We start from the raw sequence: 20134 nt of genomic DNA on the forward strand, positions 1-20134 counted from the left end.
GATCTTGTGACAAGAGGAGTCATCCAATGAAGTGGGTATCGAGCATTGTTCTGAGTGCGGTCATTGCGGTTTCAGCAGGGTCTGCACAGGCAGGACTAGCGGACGAACAGGACATCAATCAAAGGCTCTTGGTGGTTGCGGCTGCGGATAAAATTCGTCGCGCCTGTGATGGCATCGGCGCACGGCTGTTCAAGGCGCGGTCTTACATCAATCAAACCAAGGATTTGGCGGCGGATCGTGGCTACAGCGACGCTGATATCGACGCCTATATCAACGACAAGGCGGAAAAGGCGAAAATGCGCGAACGGCGCAATGCCTATTTCAAATCCAAAGGTGCCAGCAATCTTGATGCCCAGAGTCTGTGTGTTCTGGGTCAGGCCGAGATGTCGCAAGGCACGCAAATCGGCCAGTTGTTGAGGGCAAAGTGACGATCGGGGCGCGCATATCCTGTTTTGCAGCCCTGGCAACGGGGCCGCTTGCGGCATGTGGTGCAGCGCCCGATCAAGACGCGGCCTGTTACGGCAAGTCCACAACCATTGAAGGCACCGAAGCTTGTGTGACCCTGATCCATGAAGAGGGCCGCAAGGGCTTTGGTGCCTTTGTTCATCCCCGTACTGTCAGTCGGCAAGGCGCGGTTCGCGCAGCACTTGGGCCGGCACAAACCCATTGCGCCCAGGCTTTTGGTCTGCGGGCTGATCCCAACCTGACAATCCAAAAAGGCGGCTGGGCGATGCCCGGTGCCTGGGAAATCACAGGAAACTGCATATGAGCGATCTTCGCAAAATCATCATTGATGACCAGGAAGTGGAAGTGGATGGGGCGATGACCCTGATCCAGGCCTGTGAAGTGGCGGGTATCGAGATCCCGCGCTTTTGCTACCATGAACGGTTGTCGATTGCGGGCAACTGCCGGATGTGTCTTGTTGAGGTCGTCGGCGGGCCGCCGAAACCGGCGGCGTCTTGTGCCATGCAGGTGCGCGACCTGCGGCCCGGACCCGAGGGACAGCCTCCGGTCGTCAAGACCAACTCGCCGATGGTCAAGAAGGCCCGCGAAGGGGTGATGGAATTCCTGCTGATCAACCATCCGCTCGATTGCCCGATCTGCGATCAGGGGGGCGAATGTGACCTGCAGGATCAGGCCATGGCCTATGGTGTGGACTTCAGCCGCTTCCGTGAAGCTAAGCGGGCGGTTGAGGATTTGGATCTTGGGCCACTTGTCGAAACTCATATGACCCGCTGCATTTCCTGCACGCGCTGTGTGCGCTTTACAACTGAGGTCGCGGGCATCACGCAAATGGGCCAGACAGGCCGGGGCGAGGATGCCGAGATCACGTCCTATCTGGGCGAGACGTTGGACAGCAATCTACAGGGCAACATCATTGATCTTTGCCCGGTGGGGGCGCTGGTGAGCAAGCCTTATGCCTTTACCGCGCGGCCCTGGGAGTTGACCAAGACGGAAACCATCGACGTGATGGATGCGTTGGGGTCGAACATTCGCGTCGACACCAAGGGACGCGAAGTGATGCGCATCCTGCCGCGCAACCATGATGGCGTGAACGAGGAATGGATTTCGGACAAGACACGCTTTGTCTGGGATGGCCTGCGCCGTCAACGTCTGGACAAGCCTTACATTCGTGAGAACGGCAAATTGCGCCCGGCAAGCTGGGCGGAAGCACTAGGAGCTGCCGCCGCGGCGATGAAGGACAAAAAGGTTGCGGGCCTTGTTGGCGATCTGGCCCCGGTCGAGGCGGCGTTCGCGCTCAAGCAATTGGTCGAGGGGCAGGGCGGCTCTGTCGAATGCCGGACTGATGGTGCAAAGCTGCCTGCAGGCAATCGTTCGGCCTATGTGGGCACGGCCGCGATTGAGGATGTCGACGTAGCTGACAAGATTCTTCTGATCGGTACCAATCCGCGTCTGGAAGCTCCTGTGCTGAACGCGCGCATTCGCAAGGCCTGGAGCCAGGGGGCGGATGTGGTGATGGTCGGCGAAGCGGTCGATCTGACCTATGACTATGAGCATATGGGAATTGACCGTGCTGCGTTGGCCCATGTGGCAGAGCTCGATATGACCGAGCTGCACGACAAGAACTGCATTGCGATTGTTGGACAAGGCGCCCTGACCGGCGAAGATGGCGCGGCGGTTCTGGCGACGGTTCAGGCCATTTGTGAGAAATCAGGCGGCAAGATGCTTGTCCTGCATACGGCGGCGGGTCGTGTGGGCGCGATGGATGCGGGCTGCGTGACCGAAGGCGGTATTACAGCCGCGCTCGAAGGCGCCGATGTGGTCTACAACCTTGGTGCCGACGAGATCGAGATCGCATCAGGGCCTTTTGTGATTTATCAAGGCAGCCATGGCGACCGTGGCGCGCATCGCGCCGACATCATCCTGCCGGGCGCGGCATATACAGAAGAGCAAGGGCTGTTTGTGAACACCGAAGGGCGTCCGCAACTGGCGCTTCGGGCGGGGCATCCGCCGGGTGAGGCCAAGGAAAACTGGGCCATTCTGCGCGCGCTTTCGGGAGAGATGGGATCGGCCTTGTCTTATGACAGCCTTGCGCAGCTGCGTCAGGCGCTCGTGGCCGAGGTGCCGCATCTGGCGCAGGTGGACGATGTTCCGGAAAACGCGTGGACCGCAGTGCCCGCGGGCAAGCTAGGCAAGGGCGTTTTGCAATCGGTAGTGGGTGATTTCTATCTGACCAACCCGGTTGCCCGTGCAAGCCAACTGATGGCCGAACTCAGCGCCAACGCCAAAGCGCGCCAGTCCGAGCCGGTGGCGGCAGAGTGATCCCGATTGCGTCACATATCGCGCCTGTCGCGCTTTTGTGCCTGACGGCCTGTACCGTGTCCGACGGTGGCGATGGAGCTGTGACCTCAGCGGCGACCGGCAGCACAGCCGAGTATCTTGGCATCGAGACGCGGCTTCTGGATGGGGATCTGGTGAATTTCAACGTGGCCATGCGCGGCGCGCAATCCTCTGAGGATGTCGCGCGCTACGCGGAATGTGCGGCGGCGGAATACACGCTCATCCGGGGCTATGGATTCGCGCGTCACCTGCGTACAAATGTGGATGAAGCGGGTGGCGTCTGGACCGCAGATGCGGTTTACACCATCTCGCCATCCTTGCCCGATGGCATAAAGAAAATCGACGCGGAAGTCGTCGCCGCCAATTGCGCGGAAAACGGGATACCGAGGGTTTGAGGGGCTGATGGCTGAATTTCTGACAACACCGCTGGGAACATTGGTGATCATCGTGGCGCAATGCCTTGCCGTTGTGGGCTTTGTGATGGTCTCGCTTTTGTTCCTCGTCTACGGCGACCGCAAGATCTGGGCCGCAGTACAGATGCGACGCGGGCCCAATGTGGTGGGCGCTTACGGGCTTTTGCAGACCGTGGCGGACGCACTCAAATACGTGGTCAAAGAGGTGGTCGTTCCAGCAGGCGCTGACAAGACCGTGTTCATGCTGGCCCCCATGGCCAGCTTTGTTTTGGCGGTGCTGGCCTGGGCGGTGATTCCGCTCAATGAGGGCTGGGTTCTGAGCGATATTAATGTCGCCATCCTGTTTGTCTTCGCGGTGTCCTCGCTGGAGGTCTACGGCGTGATCATGGGCGGCTGGGCGTCGAACTCGAAATATCCGTTCCTCGGCTCGCTGCGCTCTGCGGCGCAGATGATTTCCTACGAGGTGTCCATTGGCCTCATCATCGTGGGGGTGATCATCTCCACCGGGTCTATGAACTTTGGCAATATCGTTGCCGCGCAAGACACCGCCTATGGGTTCTTTGGGTGGTACTGGCTGCCACATCTGCCGATGGTGTTCCTGTTCTTCATCTCGGCATTGGCCGAAACCAACCGCCCGCCGTTCGACTTGCCGGAGGCGGAGTCAGAGCTGGTCGCGGGTTATCAGGTCGAGTATTCCTCCACGCCGTTCCTTTTGTTCATGGCGGGCGAATATATTGCCATCTTCCTGATGTGTGCGCTGACCTCGCTCATGTTCTTCGGCGGCTGGCTGTCGCCCATTCCGGGCATCCCGGACGGGGTAGGGTGGATGATCGCCAAAATGGCGTTCTTCTTCTTCATCTTCGCAATGGTCAAGGCGATCACGCCGCGCTACCGCTATGACCAGTTGATGCGCATCGGCTGGAAAGTATTCTTGCCACTCTCACTGGCCTGGGTGGTGATCATCGCCTTCCTGGCGAAATTCGAAGTCTTTGGGGCCTTCTGGGCCCGCTACGCGATGGGAGGCTGATCTCTTGGGGATCGACTGCGTCCTTTTTGACCGACTGGTCGAGCTTTCGACCCGGTTCCAGCCCAAGGGCCGGAGCCTGATGCTGGGCCGTCAGGGCTTTCGCATTCAGACGCAGTTTCGCCAGTTCTATGAACAGTCCTTGCAGACGCATGGGCGGGACGACAAACGGTTCGACTATCTGCAAGAGGATGGCTACTCCGAGACACTGCTTGAAAAGCTTGGCTTTGGCGCGGTTGAGACAATGGATTTCTCAGGCTATGAGGGGGCGCAGGTCATTCATGATCTCAACACGCTGCCGTCTGAGGAGTTGGAAGATCAGTTTGAGTTCATCTTTGATGGGGGCACGATTGAGCATGTGTTCAACGTACCCAACGCGTTGGAATCGGTACTCAGAATGCTGAAAGTGGGTGGGCGGTTTGTCTCGGCCAATGGACTCAATGGCTGGTACGGGCATGGCATGTATCAGTTCAACCCCGAGCTTGTCTGGACCTTCTGGAAACGCGCCTGCAACTGTAATGTCATTGATTGCCGGGCGGTGCCGATTGAACCCACGTCAGAGTTTGGGCAGGTTGAATTCGAAGACCCTGCCAACACCGGCGTGCGGCTCAAGCTGGCCAACCGGATCGGACCGGGACGTACGTATCTGTACTATGAGGTGGAAAAGACCGCCGCGTCCCATCTGCCGAAATATGCGCTGCAAAGCGACTACGAGACCAAGTGGCAAGGCCACGAGAATGCCGGGGAGACCCGGTTTGAAGAGATGAGGGCGTAACGCATGACTCAGATCGATTATGGACGCGCTGCGGGATACTTCCTGCTTAAGGACTTCTTCGTCGGCTTCAAGCTGGGGCTGAAGTATTTCTTTGCACCCAAGGCGACGCTGAACTACCCGCATGAGAAAGGCCCGCTCAGCCCACGGTTTCGCGGTGAGCATGCGCTGCGCCGCTATCCCAATGGCGAAGAACGCTGCATCGCCTGCAAGCTCTGCGAGGCGATTTGCCCGGCGCAGGCCATCACCATCGACGCCGAGCCGCGCGATGACGGAAGCCGCCGCACCACGCGCTATGACATCGACATGACCAAATGCATCTATTGCGGTTTCTGTCAGGAGGCCTGTCCGGTGGATGCCATCGTTGAAGGGCCGAATTTCGAGTACGCCACCGAGACGCGCGAAGAGCTTTTCTATGACAAGGATAAGCTTTTGGATAACGGCGAGCGCTGGGAAGCGGAGATTGCCCGTAATCTTGAAATGGATGCGCCCTACAGATGACTGACCCAGTGAACCCCTTTGCCGCCATGATGGCGCAGGCGCAGGAAATGGCGAAGGCCTTCAACCCTGCGCTGGAATCGTTTTCACCCAAGGACATAGAGGCGCTTTGGCCCACCATGCCCAAGGAATTCATGGAGATGATGTTTGGCAAGGGAATTTCCAAGGAAGGGCTGGATGCGCGCACACGGCTTCTGATCACGCTGGCGGGGCTGACCATGCTGGGCGCGCAGAGCGACACGCAGATGCGCATGACCGTGCGCCACGCTTTGGAAGCGGGGGCCACCAAGGATGAAATTGCCGAGACCATCGCGATGATGTCGATGTTTGCCGGTATTCCGTCGATGAACCGGGCGATGGAGTTTGCCCGTCAGGTTCTCGATGAGCACGAAGACAAGGATGAAGAGACATGAGTGTCGCGGTATTTTCCTTTTACCTCTTTGCCATATCAGCGCTGGTCGGCGGGCTGTTCACGGTGATCAGCCGCAATCCGGTGCATTCGGTGCTCTGGCTAATCCTGTCGTTCATTAGTGCGGCGGGGCTTTTCGTGCTGTTGGGGGCCGAGTTCGTCGCGATGCTGTTGATTATCGTTTATGTGGGCGCTGTGGCGGTTTTGTTCCTCTTCGTGGTCATGATGCTTGATGTGGATTTTGCAGAGCTGAAGGCGGAAATGGCGAAATACATGCCCCTGGCGTTGCTAATCGGGGTGATCCTCTTGATGCAGTTCGGCGTCGCCTTTGGCAATTGGCAAATAGCCGATGGGGCGGAGAGTGCACGCGGGGCGGTGACGCCGTCGGATATGGAAAACACGCGTGCGCTGGGGATGATCCTCTATGACAAGTATTTCCTGCTGTTCCAGCTTTCGGGCCTGATCCTGCTGGTTGCCATGGTCGGGGCAATTGCGCTGACACTACGGCACCGCTCGGACGTCAAACGCCAGGATGTTCTGGCGCAGATGTACCGGGATCCTGCCAAGGCGATGGAACTCAAGGACGTGAAACCGGGGCAGGGGCTTTGATCGCCAAGAGCACATATGCACTGGCCCTGGGGCTGGTCATGACGGGGGCAGGCGCCTGCGCTGCGGTGAGCCTCACGGACTGCGCGCGCACCACGCATATCAGCCATGGTGGCGAGGATATGCACCGCGATCTGGGCGAGGGCCGTGTCATGTGGCGCGACTGGTGGAGCCAGGAGGCGACCGCGTCAACTTATGTGATCGTTGATTGCGCCGAGGGCCGGGCCTTGAGGTTCCTGACAGCGGCAGAGAACCTGAGTGATGAGCCACCTTTTGACCGCACTGAGGCGGCATTGAAGATCGTGGAGCGCCATCAAAGCGGCGCGAGGGTCTTTGCGACGCTGGAGCGTATGGCAGTGGATTTGGAAGACGAGGCGCGCAATGTGACCATTGAGGCGCTGAGCGCAGAACCCTGCGCCTGTGCGGCGCTCTATGCCGACGCGCGCGGTGATCGAAAGGCGTTTCAGCTAGACGGCTGAGGCGAGCGGACAAGAGGACGGAATGGACGACGCATACGACACATACCGCCAGAAAAAGGCCAGACGCCAGCGCGTCGTGGTCTGCGGCGTTGTGCTCTTTGCGCTTGCCCCGGCTGTGGTGCTCGGCTTGCCGATCAAGGGATTGGATTTTGCTGGACTGGCCAAGACGGGTTTTGCCCCGGCGCTGGTTGTCGATCCGGGCTGTGAGAGATATGGGACAGGCGGGGTCGCCTGCGCCGACTAAAAACGACGCGAAAAGAACGGGACCGAGGGACGACATGATTGGACTGGAACATTACCTGACGGTGGCAGCGGCGCTGTTCGTCATCGGGATTTTCGGGCTCTTTCTGAATAGAAAGAACGTGATCATCCTGTTGATGTCGATCGAATTGATGCTGCTTTCAGTCAATATCAACCTCGTCGCCTTCTCAAGCTTCCTTGGGGATCTGGTGGGGCAGGTGTTCACGCTCTTTGTGCTGACTGTCGCCGCCGCCGAGGCCGCCATTGGTTTGGCTATTCTCGTCTGCTTCTTCCGCAACAGTGGCACGATCGCGGTCGAAGATGTCAACGTGATGAAGGGGTAAGAGCATGGAACAAATCATCCTCTTTGCTCCGCTGGTGGGTGCGATTATCGCAGGCTTCGGCTGGCGCGTTATTGGCGATGTGAGCGCGCAATGGGTGGCCACGGGGTTGCTTTTTCTGTCTGCCATCCTGAGCTGGATCGTCTTCCTGAATTTCGACGGCACGACGCAGAGCATTCACATCCTTGATTGGGTGCGCTCGGGCACGCTGGACACGGCTTGGGCTATTAGGCTGGACCGGCTGACAGCGATCATGCTGATCGTGATCACCACGGTCTCAGCGCTCGTGCACCTTTATTCCATGGGCTACATGGCGCATGACGAGAATTTCTCGGATGATGAGAGCTATCGTCCAAGGTTCTTTGCCTATCTGAGCCTTTTCACCTTTGCCATGCTGATGCTGGTGACCGCCGACAACCTGCTACAGATGTTCTTTGGCTGGGAGGGCGTGGGCCTCGCGTCTTACCTGCTCATTGGTTTCTACTTCCGCAAACCAAGCGCCAATGCCGCCGCGATCAAGGCGTTTGTGGTCAACCGCGTGGGTGACTTTGGTTTTGCGTTGGGCATTTTCGCGCTCTTCTTCCTTGTCGACTCGATCAAGTTTGACGATGTCTTCGCCGCCGCACCAGAGCTGGCCGAGACACAGCTGACGTTCCTCTGGACGGAATGGAATGCGGCCAACCTGATTGCGTTCCTGCTCTTCGTGGGCGCGATGGGCAAATCGGCGCAGCTTATCCTGCACACGTGGTTGCCCGACGCGATGGAAGGTCCCACACCTGTGTCGGCCCTGATCCACGCGGCAACCATGGTGACAGCGGGTGTGTTCCTCGTTTGTCGGATGTCGCCAATCATGGAATTTGCTCCAAGCGCCTTGGCCTTTGTCACTGTGCTGGGCGCGATGACGGCCTTCTTTGCGGCAACCGTGGGGCTGGTGCAGAACGACATTAAGCGGGTCATCGCGTATTCGACTTGTTCGCAGCTTGGCTACATGTTCGTGGCCGCAGGCGTGGGGGCCTACTCAGTGGCGATGTTCCATCTGCTGACGCACGCCTTCTTCAAAGCGATGCTCTTTTTGGGCGCAGGCTCGGTCATCCACGGGATGCACCATGAGCAAGATATGCGGAACTACGGCGGGCTTCGCAAGAAGCTGCCCTATACATTCTGGGCGATGCTTATCGGGACGCTGGCCATCACCGGCGTGGGGATTCCGCTGACCACGATTGGGTTTGCCGGGTTCCTCAGCAAAGACGCCATCATCGAGAGCGCCTATGCAGGCACGGCGGGTGGTTTCGCCTTCTGGGCGCTTGTGATCGCGGCGCTGTTCACGAGCTTCTACAGCTGGCGTTTGATGTTCCTGACGTTCTGGGGCGAGCCACGGGGCGACAAGCACACCCATGAGCATGCGCATGAAAGCCCAATGGTCATGCTGGCCCCGCTGGGGGTTCTGGCTATTGGGTCGGTGCTGGCCGGGATGGTATGGTACAACAGCTTCTTTGGGCATACCGATCAGGTCGCAAAGTTCTTTGGTGTGCCTTACGCAGAAGAACAGCACCATGGTGACGATCACGCCAAAGAGGACGGTCACGGCGAAGACGCCGCGCATGGCGATGACAGCCACGGTGAAGATAAAGCCGTGGATGGCCATGGTGAGAAAGGCAAGGGAGAAGAGCACCACTATGTCTTCACCGGCAAGCCGGGCGAGGGCGCGATCTACACCAGCCCCGAAAACACCGTCATCAACGACGCCCACAAGGTGCCGAAATGGGTCAAGGCCAGCCCGTTTGTGGCCATGGTCATCGGCTTCCTGACGGCATTCTGGTTCTACATTGTCAATCCGACCATTCCGGTGAGGTTGGCCGAGAACCAGCGTCCGCTGTACCTGTTCCTGCTGAACAAATGGTACTTTGACGAGATTTATGACTTCCTCTTTGTGCGCCCGGCCAAGGCGCTGGGACATCTTCTGTGGAAGCGCGGGGATGGCAATATCATTGATGGCTCTATCAACGGCGTGGCGATGGGCATCATCCCGTTCTTTACCCGCCTCGCGGGCCGCGCGCAGTCTGGCTACATCTTTACCTATGCCTTCGCCATGGTGATCGGCATTGCGGTGCTCGTCACCTGGATGAGCCTCAGCGGGGGGCGGAATAATGGAATCCAATCTTCTTTCCATCATCACGTTCATTCCCGCGATTGCCGCGCTGATCCTCGGTGTGTTCCTGCGCGGCGAAGATGAAACGGCGCAGCGCAATGCCAAATGGGTGGCGCTGATTGCGACATCGCTGACCTTCCTGGTGTCGATCTTTGTGCTTGTGGGTTTTGACCCCAATGACACCAACTTTCAGTTTGTCGAAGAGCGCCAATGGCTATTGGGGCTGCAATACAAGATGGGTGTGGACGGGATCAGCATTCTTTTTGTGATGCTGACCACATTCATGATGCCAATCACAATCGCGGCGTCCTGGAATGTCACACACCGGGTCAAGGAATACATGATCGCCTTCCTGATCCTGGAAACGCTCATGCTGGGTGTGTTCATGGCGCTCGATCTGGTGCTGTTCTACCTGTTCTTCGAGGCAGGGCTCATTCCGATGTTCCTGATCATCGGGATCTGGGGCGGCAAGGAACGCATTTATGCGTCCTTCAAGTTCTTCCTTTACACCTTCCTTGGCTCGGTTCTCATGCTGGTGGCCATGGTTGCGATGTTCTCGGAGGCGGGGACGACGGATATTCCAACGCTGATGAGCCATCAGTTTGGGTCAGAGACTTTCTCGCTTCTGGGCGTACAGATTGTGGGCGGTATGCAGACGCTCATGTTCCTGGCCTTCTTTGCCAGCTTTGCGGTGAAAATGCCGATGTGGCCGGTGCACACCTGGCTGCCGGACGCGCATGTGCAAGCCCCCACGGCAGGCTCAGTCGTGCTGGCCGCGATCCTTTTGAAGATGGGCGGCTATGGCTTCCTGCGCTTCAGCTTGCCGATGTTCCCGATTGGGTCCGAGGTGATGACGCCACTGGTGCTGTGGATGTCTGCGATTGCCATTGTCTACACCTCGCTGGTGGCGCTGGCGCAGGAGGATATGAAGAAGCTCATCGCTTACAGTTCGGTCGCCCATATGGGCTATGTCACCATGGGTATCTTTGCGGCGAACCAACAGGGCATTGACGGCGCGATCTTCCAGATGCTGAGCCACGGCTTTATCTCAGGTGCACTCTTTCTGTGTGTGGGCGTGATCTATGACCGAATGCACACGCGCGAGATTGACGCCTATGGTGGGCTGGTGAACCGGATGCCCGCCTATGCGCTTATCTTCATGCTCTTTACCATGGCCAATGTGGGCCTGCCGGGCACATCGGGGTTCATTGGCGAGTTCCTGACACTTGTGGGGATTTTCCAGGTCAACACCTGGGTGGCTCTGGTGGCCACATCGGGTGTGATCCTTTCGGCGGCCTATGCGCTCTGGCTCTATCGCCGGGTGGTGATGGGCGATCTGATCAAGGAAAGCCTGAAGTCCATCACCGATATGAGCAAACGCGAGCGGGCAATTTTTGCGCCACTTGTGGTGATGACGATACTTTTGGGCGTCTATCCAAGCCTTGTGACCGATATCATCGGGCCTTCGGTTGAGGCGCTGATTTCCAACTACGAACTGGCCCTGGCCGAGGCGGATGCCGCGACCACGCTGGCCGCTGCGACGGAGTAAGATCATGCAGGCAGATCTCATAGTCATTCTGCCCGAGATTATCCTCTCGGTTTATGCCATCGCGGCGCTTCTCGTTGGGGCCTACACAAGTCAGGATCGGATGGCGAGCCTGCTGGTTTGGGTGACGGCGGGGTTGATGACCGCCGTGGCGCTCTGGATCGGGGTCAGTGGCGAGGGCACACGCACCGCTTTTGGCGGCATGTTCAACGATGATGGCTTTGCGCGGTTTGCCAAGGTGACGATCCTGCTTTCGGCCTCGGCGGTGCTGGTCATGGGGCAGGAGTACATGGCGCGGCGCGATATCCTGCGGTTTGAGTACCCGCTGCTCATTGCCTTGTCGGCGGTGGGCATGATGATGATGGTCAGCGCGGGCGACCTCATGGCGCTTTACATGGGGCTGGAGCTTCAGTCGCTGGCGCTTTACGTGGTGGCTTCTCTGCGGCGGGACAGTGTGAAATCAACCGAGGCTGGTTTGAAGTACTTCGTTCTGGGCGCGCTGAGTTCGGGCCTGTTGCTCTACGGCGCGTCGCTTGTCTATGGCTATGCGGGCACCACGCTCTTCTCTGGCATCATCGAAGCGGCGGATGGCCGGGCACCTCTGGGCCTGCTCATTGGTCTGGTGTTTGTCATCTCCGGCATGGCGTTCAAGGTCTCGGCTGTGCCGTTCCACATGTGGACGCCGGATGTCTATGAAGGTGCGCCGACACCGGTCACCGCCTTCTTCGCCACTGCGCCGAAAGTCGCCGCCATGGCCCTCTTTGCACGCGTCGTGCATGACGCCTTTGGCGAGGTGGTCAAAGACTGGCAGCAGGTGATCGCACTCCTGTCGCTTCTGTCGATGTTTCTCGGGGCAGTCGCCGCCATCGGCCAGCGCGACATCAAGCGGCTGATGGCTTATTCGTCCATTGCGCATATGGGGTATGCGCTCATGGGACTGGCGGCTGGTACGGTCTTTGGCGTGCAGGCGATGCTGATCTACATGGCGATCTATGTCACGATGAATGTAGGCACTTTTGCGTTCATCCTGTCGATGGAACGCGACGGACGCCCCGTCACAGATATCAACAGTCTCAATATGTATTCCCGCGCTCAGCCGGGCCGTGCCATGGCGATGCTGATCCTGCTCTTTAGCCTGGCCGGTGTGCCGCCGCTTCTGGGCTTTTTCGGCAAGCTCTACGTGCTGCGCGCGGCCTATGAGGGTGGTTTGGCCTGGCTGGCGGTGGCCGGTGTGATCGCTTCGGTGATCGGCGCGTTCTATTATCTGCGCATCGTCTACTTCATGTATTTCGGCGAAGAGGGTGAGCCGATTGAAACCGGCAAATCGCCCGTGCTCTGGGGGTTCCTCATGGCGTCGGCCACGATCATGCTGGTGGGCATCGTCAACATGTTCGGTGTCGAGGGCATGGCGCAGGCGGCGGCAGCGACGCTTGTCAACTGATCTGTCTTTGAATGAAGAAAAGGGTGACGCGCCTCTGGCGCGTCGCTTTGTTTTTAGGACGCCTCCGGCGGGAGTATTTTTCGAACGATGAAAGACGGGTGGCCAGAGGGATATGGGCGGCGTGTGCTGGCGGAGGTGGACAGCACCAATGCCGAGGCTGCGCGGATTGCGCCAACGCTGGCTGGGCCGGAATGGATTTTGGCTTTGCGTCAGACAGCGGCGCGGGGGCGGCGGGGACGGGTGTGGCAAAACCCGGAAGGGAACTTTGCCGCCACTTTGGTGATGCGCCCCGAAGGCGCGCCAGGGCAAGTGGCGCTCAGGTCTTTTGTGGCCTCACTGGCGCTTTATGATGCCGTGGTGGCCGTGACAGGTCGAGGCGATGGCCTGACGCTCAAATGGCCCAATGATGTGCTTTTGAATGGTGGTAAGCTGGCCGGAATTCTTCTTGAAAGTATGGGCAGCGGCGGGGCTGTGACACATTTGGTGATTGGCATTGGTGTGAACCTGGCTGAGGCACCAGAGATGGCAGAGGTTGAGGCAGATGCGTTGCGGCCTGTCTCGCTCTTGTCGGAGAGCGGTGTAGCCATCACCCCGGAAGACTTTTTGGAGTTGTTGGCGGGCGCTTATGCACGCATTGAGGCGCAATTTCAGAGCTTTGGCTTTGCGCCTGTTCGCGCCGCTTGGCTCGACCGCGCGGCGAAACTGGGCGAGGTGATCACCGCACGCACCAGCCGCGAGACGGTGACCGGAGTATTCGAGACAGTGGACGAGCACGGCAATCTTGTTCTATTGAGCGGCAAAAAGCGGCACGCCATCCCGGCGGCCGATGTGTTTTTCTGAAAGGTTCAGATATGCTTCTGGCCATTGATTGCGGCAACACCAATACGGTCTTCTCGATCTGGGATGGCAGTCAGTTCGTATGCACGATGCGCACGTCAACGCACCATTCGCGTACGGCGGATGCCTATTTCACCTGGTTTTCGACGCTGTTGAAGCATTACGAGATCGAGCCGGACATCACTGAAGTGATCATTTCCTCCACCGTGCCCCGCGTGGTGTTTAACCTCCGTGTCTTTACGGATCGGTTTTTTGGTTGCCGGCCGCTTGTTGTGGGCAAACCGGAATGTGAATTGCCGCATCCTCCACGTGTGGATGAGGGCACGATTGTGGGGCCAGACCGGCTGGTCAATGCGGCGGGTGCTTATGACCGGCATGGCGGCAATTTGATCGTGGTGGACTTTGGCACGGCCACGACATTTGACGTGGTATCCAAGGACGGCAACTACATTGGCGGGGTCATCGCGCCTGGTGTGAACCTGTCGCTGGAGGCGCTGCATATGGCCGCCGCTGCCTTGCCGCATGTGGATATCGGCAAGCCGCAAAAGGTTATTGGCACCAACACGGTCGACTGTATGCAGTCAGGTGTCTATTGGGGCTATATCGGCCTTGTGCGCGAGATTTGTGACCGCATCCGTGCCGAGCGCGATCGCGAAATGAAAGTGCTAGCGACAGGCGGGCTGGCGCCTTTGCTTCAGCAAAGTGCCGATCTTTTTGATGTCTACGAAGAAGATCTGACGATGCATGGGCTGACCGTCATCCATGCCTATAACAAGAAAGATTAACGCGGAATGAGCAGTGAACGTTTGATCTATCTGCCCCTGGGCGGGGCGGGCGAGATTGGGATGAATGCCTATGTCTATGGCTACGGCAAACCGGATCAGGAACGGCTGATCCTGGTCGATTTGGGTGTGACCTTTCCGGATATGGATGGCAGCCCTGGCGTAGATCTGATTTTTCCTGATATTCAATGGCTTGCAGAGCGATCTTCACAGCTGGAAGCAGTGTTTGTCACCCATGCGCATGAGGATCACGTAGGCGCTGTGGCGCATTACTATGAGCAGCTTGGCGTGCCGATATACGCGCGCGCCTTCACGGCCAATATTGCCCGACGCAAGATGGAGGATCACGGACACCCGGAGGAGGCTGTGCGCACCGTGTCTGCCTGGCCCGAGGTAACGGATGCCGGGCCTTTCAGGGTTGGGTTTGTACCCATATCCCATTCGATCCCGGAAAGCTCTGGTCTGGTCATTGATACACCTGCAGGACGGCTGGTGCATTCAGGCGACTTCAAGATGGATACCGATCCGGTGGTCGGAGAGCCGTTTGACGAAGACCTCTGGCGGTCTTTGGCCGAACCGGGTGTCCGGGCTTTGATGTGTGATTCCACCAATGTGTTCACGCATCATGAGGGCCGCTCCGAGAGCATGCTTGGCCCGGATATCGAGGCGTTGATTGATGGGTGCAAGGGCGCGTTTGTGGCGACGACATTTGCCAGCAACGTGGCGCGCGTGAAGACGCTGGCAGAGGCCGGTCAGCGCGCGGGGCGGTCGATTTGCCTGATGGGTCGGGCGATGCGGCGAATGATTGAAGCCTCAATTGAAACGGGCGTCTTGGGGGATTTCCCAAGAACAGTGAGCCCGGAGGATGCGCGCGAGATCCCACACGAGAACCTGATGCTCATTGTGACCGGAAGCCAGGGGGAGCGCCGCGCGGCCAGTGCGCAACTGGCCAATGGCAAATACAACGGGATTGAGTTGCGGGATGGCGATACGTTCCTCTTTTCCTCCAAGACGATCCCCGGCAATGAGCGCGGCGTTATCCGCATCATGAACCAGTTCAGCGAGATGGGGGTCGATGTCATTGATGACAGCAGCGGAAACTACCATGTCTCCGGCCATGCCAACCGCCCTGATCTGAGCCGGTTGCACAAGATTTTGCAGCCGCAGGTCGTGGTGCCGATGCATGGGGAGCACCGGCATTTGCGTGAACATGTGAAACTGGCGGGGGAAAACCGCATCGGTGGGGTTTTGGCCCCCAATGGGACGATGATCGACCTCAGCGGCAATCGCGCCGAAGTGGTGGGATATGTGGAAACTGGGCGCACCTATCTGGATGGATCGGTCAAGATCGGCGCGCTGGACGGCATTGTGCGCGACCGGATTCGCATGGCGCTGAATGGGCATGTGACGGTCAATGTGATCCTGGACGAAGAGGATGAGCCACTGGGGGAGCCGTGGTGTGAGGTCAGAGGGCTGGCGGAAACCGGAAGTAGCCGCGCGCCTCTGATCGATGTGCTGGAAGAAGATCTCAGCCAGTTCATGGGGCGGGCGAAATCCGCAACGCTGAGCGATGATGACGTGCTGGAGGACGGGTTGCGCAAGGTTGTTCGGAACTCGGCCATGGGCGAGATTGGCAAGAAACCGGAAGTGACGGTGATTATCAGTCGACTAAGCTGAGAGCATGCATACCGAATACACGGATATCCTGAGCCGTATCAAAGACAAGCCCCTCTGGTTTGACGAAGCGGCGGTGCCGCGGTTTGATCCATTCAAGCCAGACCATATGGCGAATATCTACGCCAATGAGGGTGTGCTGGCCCGGATCGAATGTCAGGCCTGCCAAACGCCTTTTGATGTCGCGTTTTCCCGCCCCATGGGATTTCAAGAGAGTTTTCACGCAGCCGCACTGCAAGGGCCAATCGGTCTTTTGCGACATGATATCTTGTCGCGCAGGTTGCACTACGGCGACCCGCCGAATGTGCGGTGTTGCGCGGCGGGACCAACCATGAATTCGGTGCCGCGACAGGTGCTGGAGTATTGGGTGAAGCCCTATGTTCTTGGGGAAGGCATTGTCATGCGGCGGATTGGCGACTCGGATAGGGAAGTGCCCACGATCGGGGATCTCAAGGCGATGGACTGGCGGCGCGAGGCGGCGTTTGAGATCGACATTACGCCGGACTGGGCAGGTTAGACCAACATTTCCGACACCGGCATGCCGGTTTTTGCCAAGACGGGACGTGCGCGCTGACCAAAGCTGAGAGCAGGGAGGACCTGCCTTGGTGTTTCATGCATCCGATCTGATTGATCTTGACCGCTATCCGATCCATCGCGACGGACCAGAGCGCGACGCTATTGTGGCGCAGGTGCGGGCGGACCTGGCGCGGGATGGCTGTGCGGTGATCCGGAACTTCCTGACGCGCAAAGCGATTGCGGCATTGGCGGCGGAGGCCGACGGCGTGGCCGCAGAGGGCCATCGCAGTTTCAACCGCACGAACCCTTACTTTACGCAAGATGATCCTGACCTTCCCGAGGATGATCCGCGCAGGCAGTTCTTTGAACGATCCAACACGTTCATTCCGGCGGATAATTTCGCCCGCTCCGGCGCGCTGCGCACAATCCATGATGCGCCGGGCTTTGACGGGTTCGTTCAGGACTGCCTGCAGGAGGAGAAGTTTTACCGCTATGCCGATCCCCTGGCCGATGTGATTGTGAATATGGCCGAAGAGGGCAACGGCTTTCCCTGGCATTTTGACACCAATAATTTCACCGTGACGCTGGCTATTCAGAACGCCGAAGAGGGCGGGGCGTTTGAATATGCGCCGATGATCCGCCGGGAAGGGGAGAATTTCGAAGAGGTCAGCCGGGTGCTTGCGGGCGCGTCGGATAAGGTGACAGTGCTGGAATTGCAACCGGGAGATCTGCAGCTTTTCCGGGGGCGGTATTCGTTGCACCGCGTGGCGCCTTTGAAAGGGTCGACGCGGCGCTATGTGGCAATCTTTTCTTATGTAGAGGAACCGGACATGGTCGGCTCGCCGGAACGCACGAAACAACTTTATGGCCGGGTGTTGCCAATTCATCTGGAGCGCGCAGGCCTCAGGGCGGATGCGTTTATTGATTGAGGGGAGGTGGGGTGAAGCCCCACTCTACGGTGCTGAAAGGTTTCGCGCGCGAAACGGTTTAAGAGGTTGTTAAGACTTGGCTTTCCTGGGTGGTGGGCAAACTGCCCACCCTACGAGGCCATGCGCTCTTCGAAGCTTTTGGCGATGAAGCTGGGCATGTCATCGCCCATGCCAACGACCTTGTTGTCTTTGCCGCGGCCCCCCTTGTCGCGGGGTTTGCGGGCAGGTTTTTGCGGCTCTTCCGCCTCAGTGGCCTCGACGGCTTCAGTCTCAGGCTCTGCCTTGGGCGCGTCCTCGGACTTGCGGCTGCGGGAGCGGCGCTTTTTGGGCGCGTCTTCCTGCACAGCCTCGTCTTCCGGTTTGTCGGATTTCAGAGGGTTCTCAAGGCGCGGGATGTCTTTCTGAATGAGCGCCTCAACAGCGGCCAGTGCCTTGGTGTCGCGGGGATTGCAGAGCGTGATCGCCTTGCCGTCGCGTCCGGCACGGCCTGTGCGGCCAATGCGGTGCACGTAGTCTTCGGGATGGCCGGGCACGTCGAAGTTAAAGACATGGCTTACTGCGGGCACATCCAGACCACGGGCGGCGACATCGGAGGCCACGAGGAACCGCAGTTCACCATTGCGGAAACCATCGAGCGTGCGGGTGCGCTGGCTCTGGTCAAGGTCGCCATGGATGGGAGCCGCGTCATAGCCGTATTTCTTGAGCGATTTTGCAACGATATCCACATCCGTCTTGCGGTTGCAGAAGATGATCGCGTTGGTGCAGGCCTCGCCCTCGGCATCAATCAATGCTCGCAGCAATTTGCGTTTTTCGCTGTCGGCGCGCTCGCGGCGCGAGGGTTTGAAGATGGCAACCCCCTGTTCAATCGTCTCAGAGGCGGTGGCTTGCCGTGCGACTTCGACACGGGCCGGAGCCTGCAGGAAGGTGTTTGTGATCCGCTCGATCTCGGGCGCCATGGTGGCGGAGAAGAAAAATGTCTGGCGGGTAAAGGGCGTGAGGCTGAAGATGCGTTCGATATCGGGGATGAAGCCCATATCGAGCATCCGGTCGGCCTCATCCACGACCATGACCTGCACGCCGGTCAAAAGCAGTTTGCCGCGTTCAAAGTGATCGAGCAGGCGGCCTGGCGTGGCTATCAGAACGTCCACACCCTTATCGATCAGCTTGTCCTGTTCCCCAAAACTAACGCCGCCGATGAGGAGCGCCTTGGTCAGTTTCAGGTGCTTGGAATAGGTGTCGAAGTTTTCGGCTACCTGTGCCGCCAGTTCCCGCGTGGGGCAGAGCACCAGGCTACGCGGCATGCGGGCGCGTGCACGGCCGCGTGCCAGAAGCGACAGCATGGGCAGCGTGAAGCTGGCCGTCTTGCCCGTGCCGGTCTGGGCGATCCCCAACACATCGCGCCCTTCGAGCGCGGGGGGAATGGCACCAGCCTGAATGGGGGTAGGGGTTTCGTATCCGGCCTCGTCAATGGCCTTGAGCACTTTGGGATTCAGATTCAGATCAGAAAATTTTGTCATGTACGTCCACTAATTGCGGACGCTCACCTGGCCCGCCGTATCCTCTTGATCAGGCTTGGCCTGATGCGTGTTAGGGCCATATCCTAAGGGCGTAGGGGGGTCAATGGACAGGGTGAATATGTGAACAATACTGACCTAACAGCGCAAAATGTTCGCATTTCCGCAACAGTTTGCGAGATCACCCAAAATCCGGGAAATGACGCGCACGGCAAGCGTTCAGATCGAGCGTGACTTTGTGCAAAAGACCATGCGCTTTCAGCCGCTCGCGCAGCTCCGGCGTGGCGGTGCAGATCTCTTGGAAGAGCCTGTGCAAGGCCTCTTCACCGCCCTCGGCTTCAAGCGTGGCAAATAGAGCATGTTTTTTGAGGCTCACGCCATCAGGTTGGGGGGCAGGCCTGAGATCTGCGCGGTAAGAGCCGTGTTGAAGCCGGTAGCGGTAATGCCTGTACCAATGGTCCCAATCCGGGGCATGCATATGCACAAGTTTGGTCTGGCTCAATTCGACCGGTTCGCGATCCATTTCACCGGCGTGAAAGGCGTTGTGAATCCGCAAGGACACGTCTTCTTGCCCGGTGCGGACAAAAACCTTGCCGGCGACATGGCTGATAAAGCCGCCGTTCAGATGCGACCCATAGGTGGGATAGATGGCTTCGGACTCTGTGCGGCGATGTGCCAGCAAACGCGCGCAGGCTTTGCACCAGAAGGTGTCTGGGTCTGGTGGATCATTCGGATCGGGTGCCATGACTTCAATGGGTCGGACGCGCGCGCTTATCGCGGCGTCGGGTAATGCGGCCAGCTGGTCCGTCAATGAAGCCACAGGCCACAGAAACTCATCCACGTCGGTATGCAAAAGCCAGTCGACTTGAGGATTGCGTTTATAACAATGCGTTGCGTTCAGGCTCTGGCGGGTTTGATGCTTTTCGGGGCGGCCTTTGTGACGGCGGCGGCGTTTCCAATATTGCGCATCGGTGAGGATCACCCGGCATTTTGGATGCGCCTTGAGGGCGGTACGGGCATTTGGTGCGTCCTCATCCAGATAGATTTGCACGCGGTGCGCGCCCTGTTCCAGATGCCAGGCGGCGAAATTCAGAATGTCGGTGTCCGGGGCTTTGATGGTGGCGACCACGCCCCAGGTGGGATCCCTGCTCATGCGCGGAGT

22 protein-coding genes are annotated in these 20134 nt (G+C 58.7%); 20 read left to right on the forward strand and 2 right to left on the reverse strand.

The window, feature by feature from the left end:
• Positions 1-26 precede the first annotated feature (26 nt).
• The 20 genes from RZS32_RS15065 to RZS32_RS15160 all read left to right on the forward strand — a co-directional run bounded on the left by RZS32_RS15065 (position 27) and on the right by RZS32_RS15160 (position 17458).
• Positions 27-428, forward strand: a complete 402-nt coding sequence (locus tag RZS32_RS15065) for a DUF5333 domain-containing protein (RefSeq protein ID WP_317057777.1) — start codon at positions 27-29, stop codon at positions 426-428.
• Complete coding sequence (locus RZS32_RS15070) at positions 425-769, forward strand: hypothetical protein (RefSeq protein ID WP_317057778.1); 345 nt, start codon at positions 425-427, stop codon at positions 767-769. Before RZS32_RS15065 ends, RZS32_RS15070 begins: the two co-directional genes overlap by 4 nt.
• Entirely contained in the window at positions 766-2784 is a 2019-nt protein-coding gene (nuoG, locus tag RZS32_RS15075; RefSeq protein ID WP_317057779.1) for an NADH-quinone oxidoreductase subunit NuoG, read from the forward strand. Before RZS32_RS15070 ends, nuoG begins: the two co-directional genes overlap by 4 nt.
• A 56-nt stretch (positions 2785-2840) precedes the next feature.
• On the forward strand, positions 2841-3197 hold the full coding sequence (locus tag RZS32_RS15080) for a hypothetical protein (protein WP_422395581.1): 357 nt from the start codon (positions 2841-2843) through the stop codon (positions 3195-3197).
• Between the two features lie 7 nt (positions 3198-3204).
• A complete protein-coding gene (gene nuoH, locus RZS32_RS15085; protein ID WP_317057780.1) occupies positions 3205-4242 on the forward strand; it encodes an NADH-quinone oxidoreductase subunit NuoH in 1038 nt (345 codons plus the stop codon).
• A gap of 4 nt (positions 4243-4246) precedes the next feature.
• Positions 4247-5014, forward strand: a complete 768-nt coding sequence (locus RZS32_RS15090; protein ID WP_317057781.1) for a hypothetical protein — start codon at positions 4247-4249, stop codon at positions 5012-5014.
• A 3-nt stretch (positions 5015-5017) separates the two neighbouring features.
• Positions 5018-5512: an NADH-quinone oxidoreductase subunit NuoI gene (gene nuoI, locus RZS32_RS15095; RefSeq protein WP_317057782.1), complete on the forward strand. Its 495-nt coding sequence runs from the start codon at positions 5018-5020 to the stop codon at positions 5510-5512.
• Positions 5509-5922, forward strand: coding sequence for a carboxymuconolactone decarboxylase family protein (locus RZS32_RS15100; protein ID WP_317057783.1), 414 nt, complete (start codon positions 5509-5511; stop codon positions 5920-5922). The genes nuoI and RZS32_RS15100 overlap by 4 nt, the downstream gene beginning before the upstream one ends.
• Positions 5919-6527: an NADH-quinone oxidoreductase subunit J gene (locus RZS32_RS15105; RefSeq protein ID WP_317057784.1), complete on the forward strand. Its 609-nt coding sequence runs from the start codon at positions 5919-5921 to the stop codon at positions 6525-6527. The genes RZS32_RS15100 and RZS32_RS15105 overlap by 4 nt, the downstream gene beginning before the upstream one ends.
• On the forward strand, positions 6524-7003 hold the full coding sequence (locus RZS32_RS15110) for a hypothetical protein (RefSeq protein WP_317057785.1): 480 nt from the start codon (positions 6524-6526) through the stop codon (positions 7001-7003). The genes RZS32_RS15105 and RZS32_RS15110 overlap by 4 nt, the downstream gene beginning before the upstream one ends.
• 22 nt (positions 7004-7025) lie before the next feature.
• A complete protein-coding gene (locus RZS32_RS15115; RefSeq protein ID WP_317057786.1) occupies positions 7026-7247 on the forward strand; it encodes a hypothetical protein in 222 nt (73 codons plus the stop codon).
• 34 nt (positions 7248-7281) lie between these two features.
• On the forward strand, positions 7282-7587 hold the full coding sequence (gene nuoK, locus RZS32_RS15120; protein ID WP_317057926.1) for an NADH-quinone oxidoreductase subunit NuoK: 306 nt from the start codon (positions 7282-7284) through the stop codon (positions 7585-7587).
• A 4-nt stretch (positions 7588-7591) separates the two neighbouring features.
• Positions 7592-9817, forward strand: a complete 2226-nt coding sequence (gene nuoL / locus RZS32_RS15125) for an NADH-quinone oxidoreductase subunit L (protein ID WP_317057787.1) — start codon at positions 7592-7594, stop codon at positions 9815-9817.
• The gene (locus RZS32_RS15130) at positions 9732-11282 is read left to right on the forward strand and encodes an NADH-quinone oxidoreductase subunit M (protein WP_317057788.1); all 1551 of its coding nucleotides are present in this window, start codon (positions 9732-9734) and stop codon (positions 11280-11282) included. The genes nuoL and RZS32_RS15130 overlap by 86 nt, the downstream gene beginning before the upstream one ends.
• 4 nt (positions 11283-11286) lie before the next feature.
• A complete protein-coding gene (nuoN, locus tag RZS32_RS15135; protein WP_422395920.1) occupies positions 11287-12720 on the forward strand; it encodes an NADH-quinone oxidoreductase subunit NuoN in 1434 nt (477 codons plus the stop codon).
• Positions 12721-12807: 87 nt separating this feature from the next.
• Complete coding sequence (locus RZS32_RS15140) at positions 12808-13560, forward strand: biotin--[acetyl-CoA-carboxylase] ligase (protein WP_317057789.1); 753 nt, start codon at positions 12808-12810, stop codon at positions 13558-13560.
• An 11-nt stretch (positions 13561-13571) separates the two neighbouring features.
• On the forward strand, positions 13572-14342 hold the full coding sequence (locus RZS32_RS15145) for a type III pantothenate kinase (protein WP_317057790.1): 771 nt from the start codon (positions 13572-13574) through the stop codon (positions 14340-14342).
• Positions 14343-14348: 6 nt separating this feature from the next.
• Positions 14349-16016, forward strand: coding sequence for a ribonuclease J (locus RZS32_RS15150; RefSeq protein ID WP_317057791.1), 1668 nt, complete (start codon positions 14349-14351; stop codon positions 16014-16016).
• 4 nt (positions 16017-16020) lie between these two features.
• Positions 16021-16530: a hypothetical protein gene (locus RZS32_RS15155; protein ID WP_317057792.1), complete on the forward strand. Its 510-nt coding sequence runs from the start codon at positions 16021-16023 to the stop codon at positions 16528-16530.
• 88 nt (positions 16531-16618) lie between these two features.
• Positions 16619-17458 (forward strand): HalD/BesD family halogenase, encoded by an 840-nt coding sequence (locus tag RZS32_RS15160; RefSeq protein ID WP_317057793.1) that lies wholly within the window; start codon positions 16619-16621, stop codon positions 17456-17458.
• Between the two features lie 110 nt (positions 17459-17568).
• On the opposite strand, the gene RZS32_RS15165 is transcribed toward RZS32_RS15160, so the two are convergent.
• Together RZS32_RS15165 and RZS32_RS15170 are read right to left on the reverse strand one after the other, a co-directional pair.
• Positions 17569-18975: a DEAD/DEAH box helicase gene (locus RZS32_RS15165; protein ID WP_317057794.1), complete on the reverse strand. Its 1407-nt coding sequence runs from the start codon at positions 18973-18975 to the stop codon at positions 17569-17571.
• A 178-nt stretch (positions 18976-19153) separates the two neighbouring features.
• Positions 19154-20125 (reverse strand): glycosyltransferase family 2 protein, encoded by a 972-nt coding sequence (locus RZS32_RS15170; protein ID WP_317057795.1) that lies wholly within the window; start codon positions 20123-20125, stop codon positions 19154-19156.
• Positions 20126-20134 lie beyond the last annotated feature (9 nt).

The sequence above is a fragment of the Roseovarius sp. W115 genome, from assembly GCF_032842945.2.
Classification (GTDB): Bacteria; Pseudomonadota; Alphaproteobacteria; order Rhodobacterales; family Rhodobacteraceae; genus Roseovarius; species Roseovarius rhodophyticola.

Coding starts and splice junctions, on each gene's coding strand:
- RZS32_RS15065 (WP_317057777.1), top strand. CDS start 27: ATGAAGTGGGTATCGAGCATTGTTCTGAGTGCGGTCATTGCGGTTTCA.
- nuoG (WP_317057779.1), top strand. CDS start 766: ATGAGCGATCTTCGCAAAATCATCATTGATGACCAGGAAGTGGAAGTG.
- RZS32_RS15145 (WP_317057790.1), top strand. CDS start 13,572: ATGCTTCTGGCCATTGATTGCGGCAACACCAATACGGTCTTCTCGATC.
- RZS32_RS15165 (WP_317057794.1), bottom strand. CDS start 18,975: ATGACAAAATTTTCTGATCTGAATCTGAATCCCAAAGTGCTCAAGGCC.
- RZS32_RS15100 (WP_317057783.1), top strand. CDS start 5,509: ATGACTGACCCAGTGAACCCCTTTGCCGCCATGATGGCGCAGGCGCAG.
- RZS32_RS15170 (WP_317057795.1), bottom strand. CDS start 20,125: ATGAGCAGGGATCCCACCTGGGGCGTGGTCGCCACCATCAAAGCCCCG.
- RZS32_RS15150 (WP_317057791.1), top strand. CDS start 14,349: ATGAGCAGTGAACGTTTGATCTATCTGCCCCTGGGCGGGGCGGGCGAG.
- RZS32_RS15105 (WP_317057784.1), top strand. CDS start 5,919: ATGAGTGTCGCGGTATTTTCCTTTTACCTCTTTGCCATATCAGCGCTG.
- nuoL (WP_317057787.1), top strand. CDS start 7,592: ATGGAACAAATCATCCTCTTTGCTCCGCTGGTGGGTGCGATTATCGCA.
- RZS32_RS15155 (WP_317057792.1), top strand. CDS start 16,021: ATGCATACCGAATACACGGATATCCTGAGCCGTATCAAAGACAAGCCC.
- nuoI (WP_317057782.1), top strand. CDS start 5,018: ATGACTCAGATCGATTATGGACGCGCTGCGGGATACTTCCTGCTTAAG.
- RZS32_RS15140 (WP_317057789.1), top strand. CDS start 12,808: ATGAAAGACGGGTGGCCAGAGGGATATGGGCGGCGTGTGCTGGCGGAG.
- RZS32_RS15115 (WP_317057786.1), top strand. CDS start 7,026: ATGGACGACGCATACGACACATACCGCCAGAAAAAGGCCAGACGCCAG.
- nuoK (WP_317057926.1), top strand. CDS start 7,282: ATGATTGGACTGGAACATTACCTGACGGTGGCAGCGGCGCTGTTCGTC.
- nuoH (WP_317057780.1), top strand. CDS start 3,205: ATGGCTGAATTTCTGACAACACCGCTGGGAACATTGGTGATCATCGTG.
- nuoN (WP_422395920.1), top strand. CDS start 11,287: ATGCAGGCAGATCTCATAGTCATTCTGCCCGAGATTATCCTCTCGGTT.
- RZS32_RS15130 (WP_317057788.1), top strand. CDS start 9,732: ATGGAATCCAATCTTCTTTCCATCATCACGTTCATTCCCGCGATTGCC.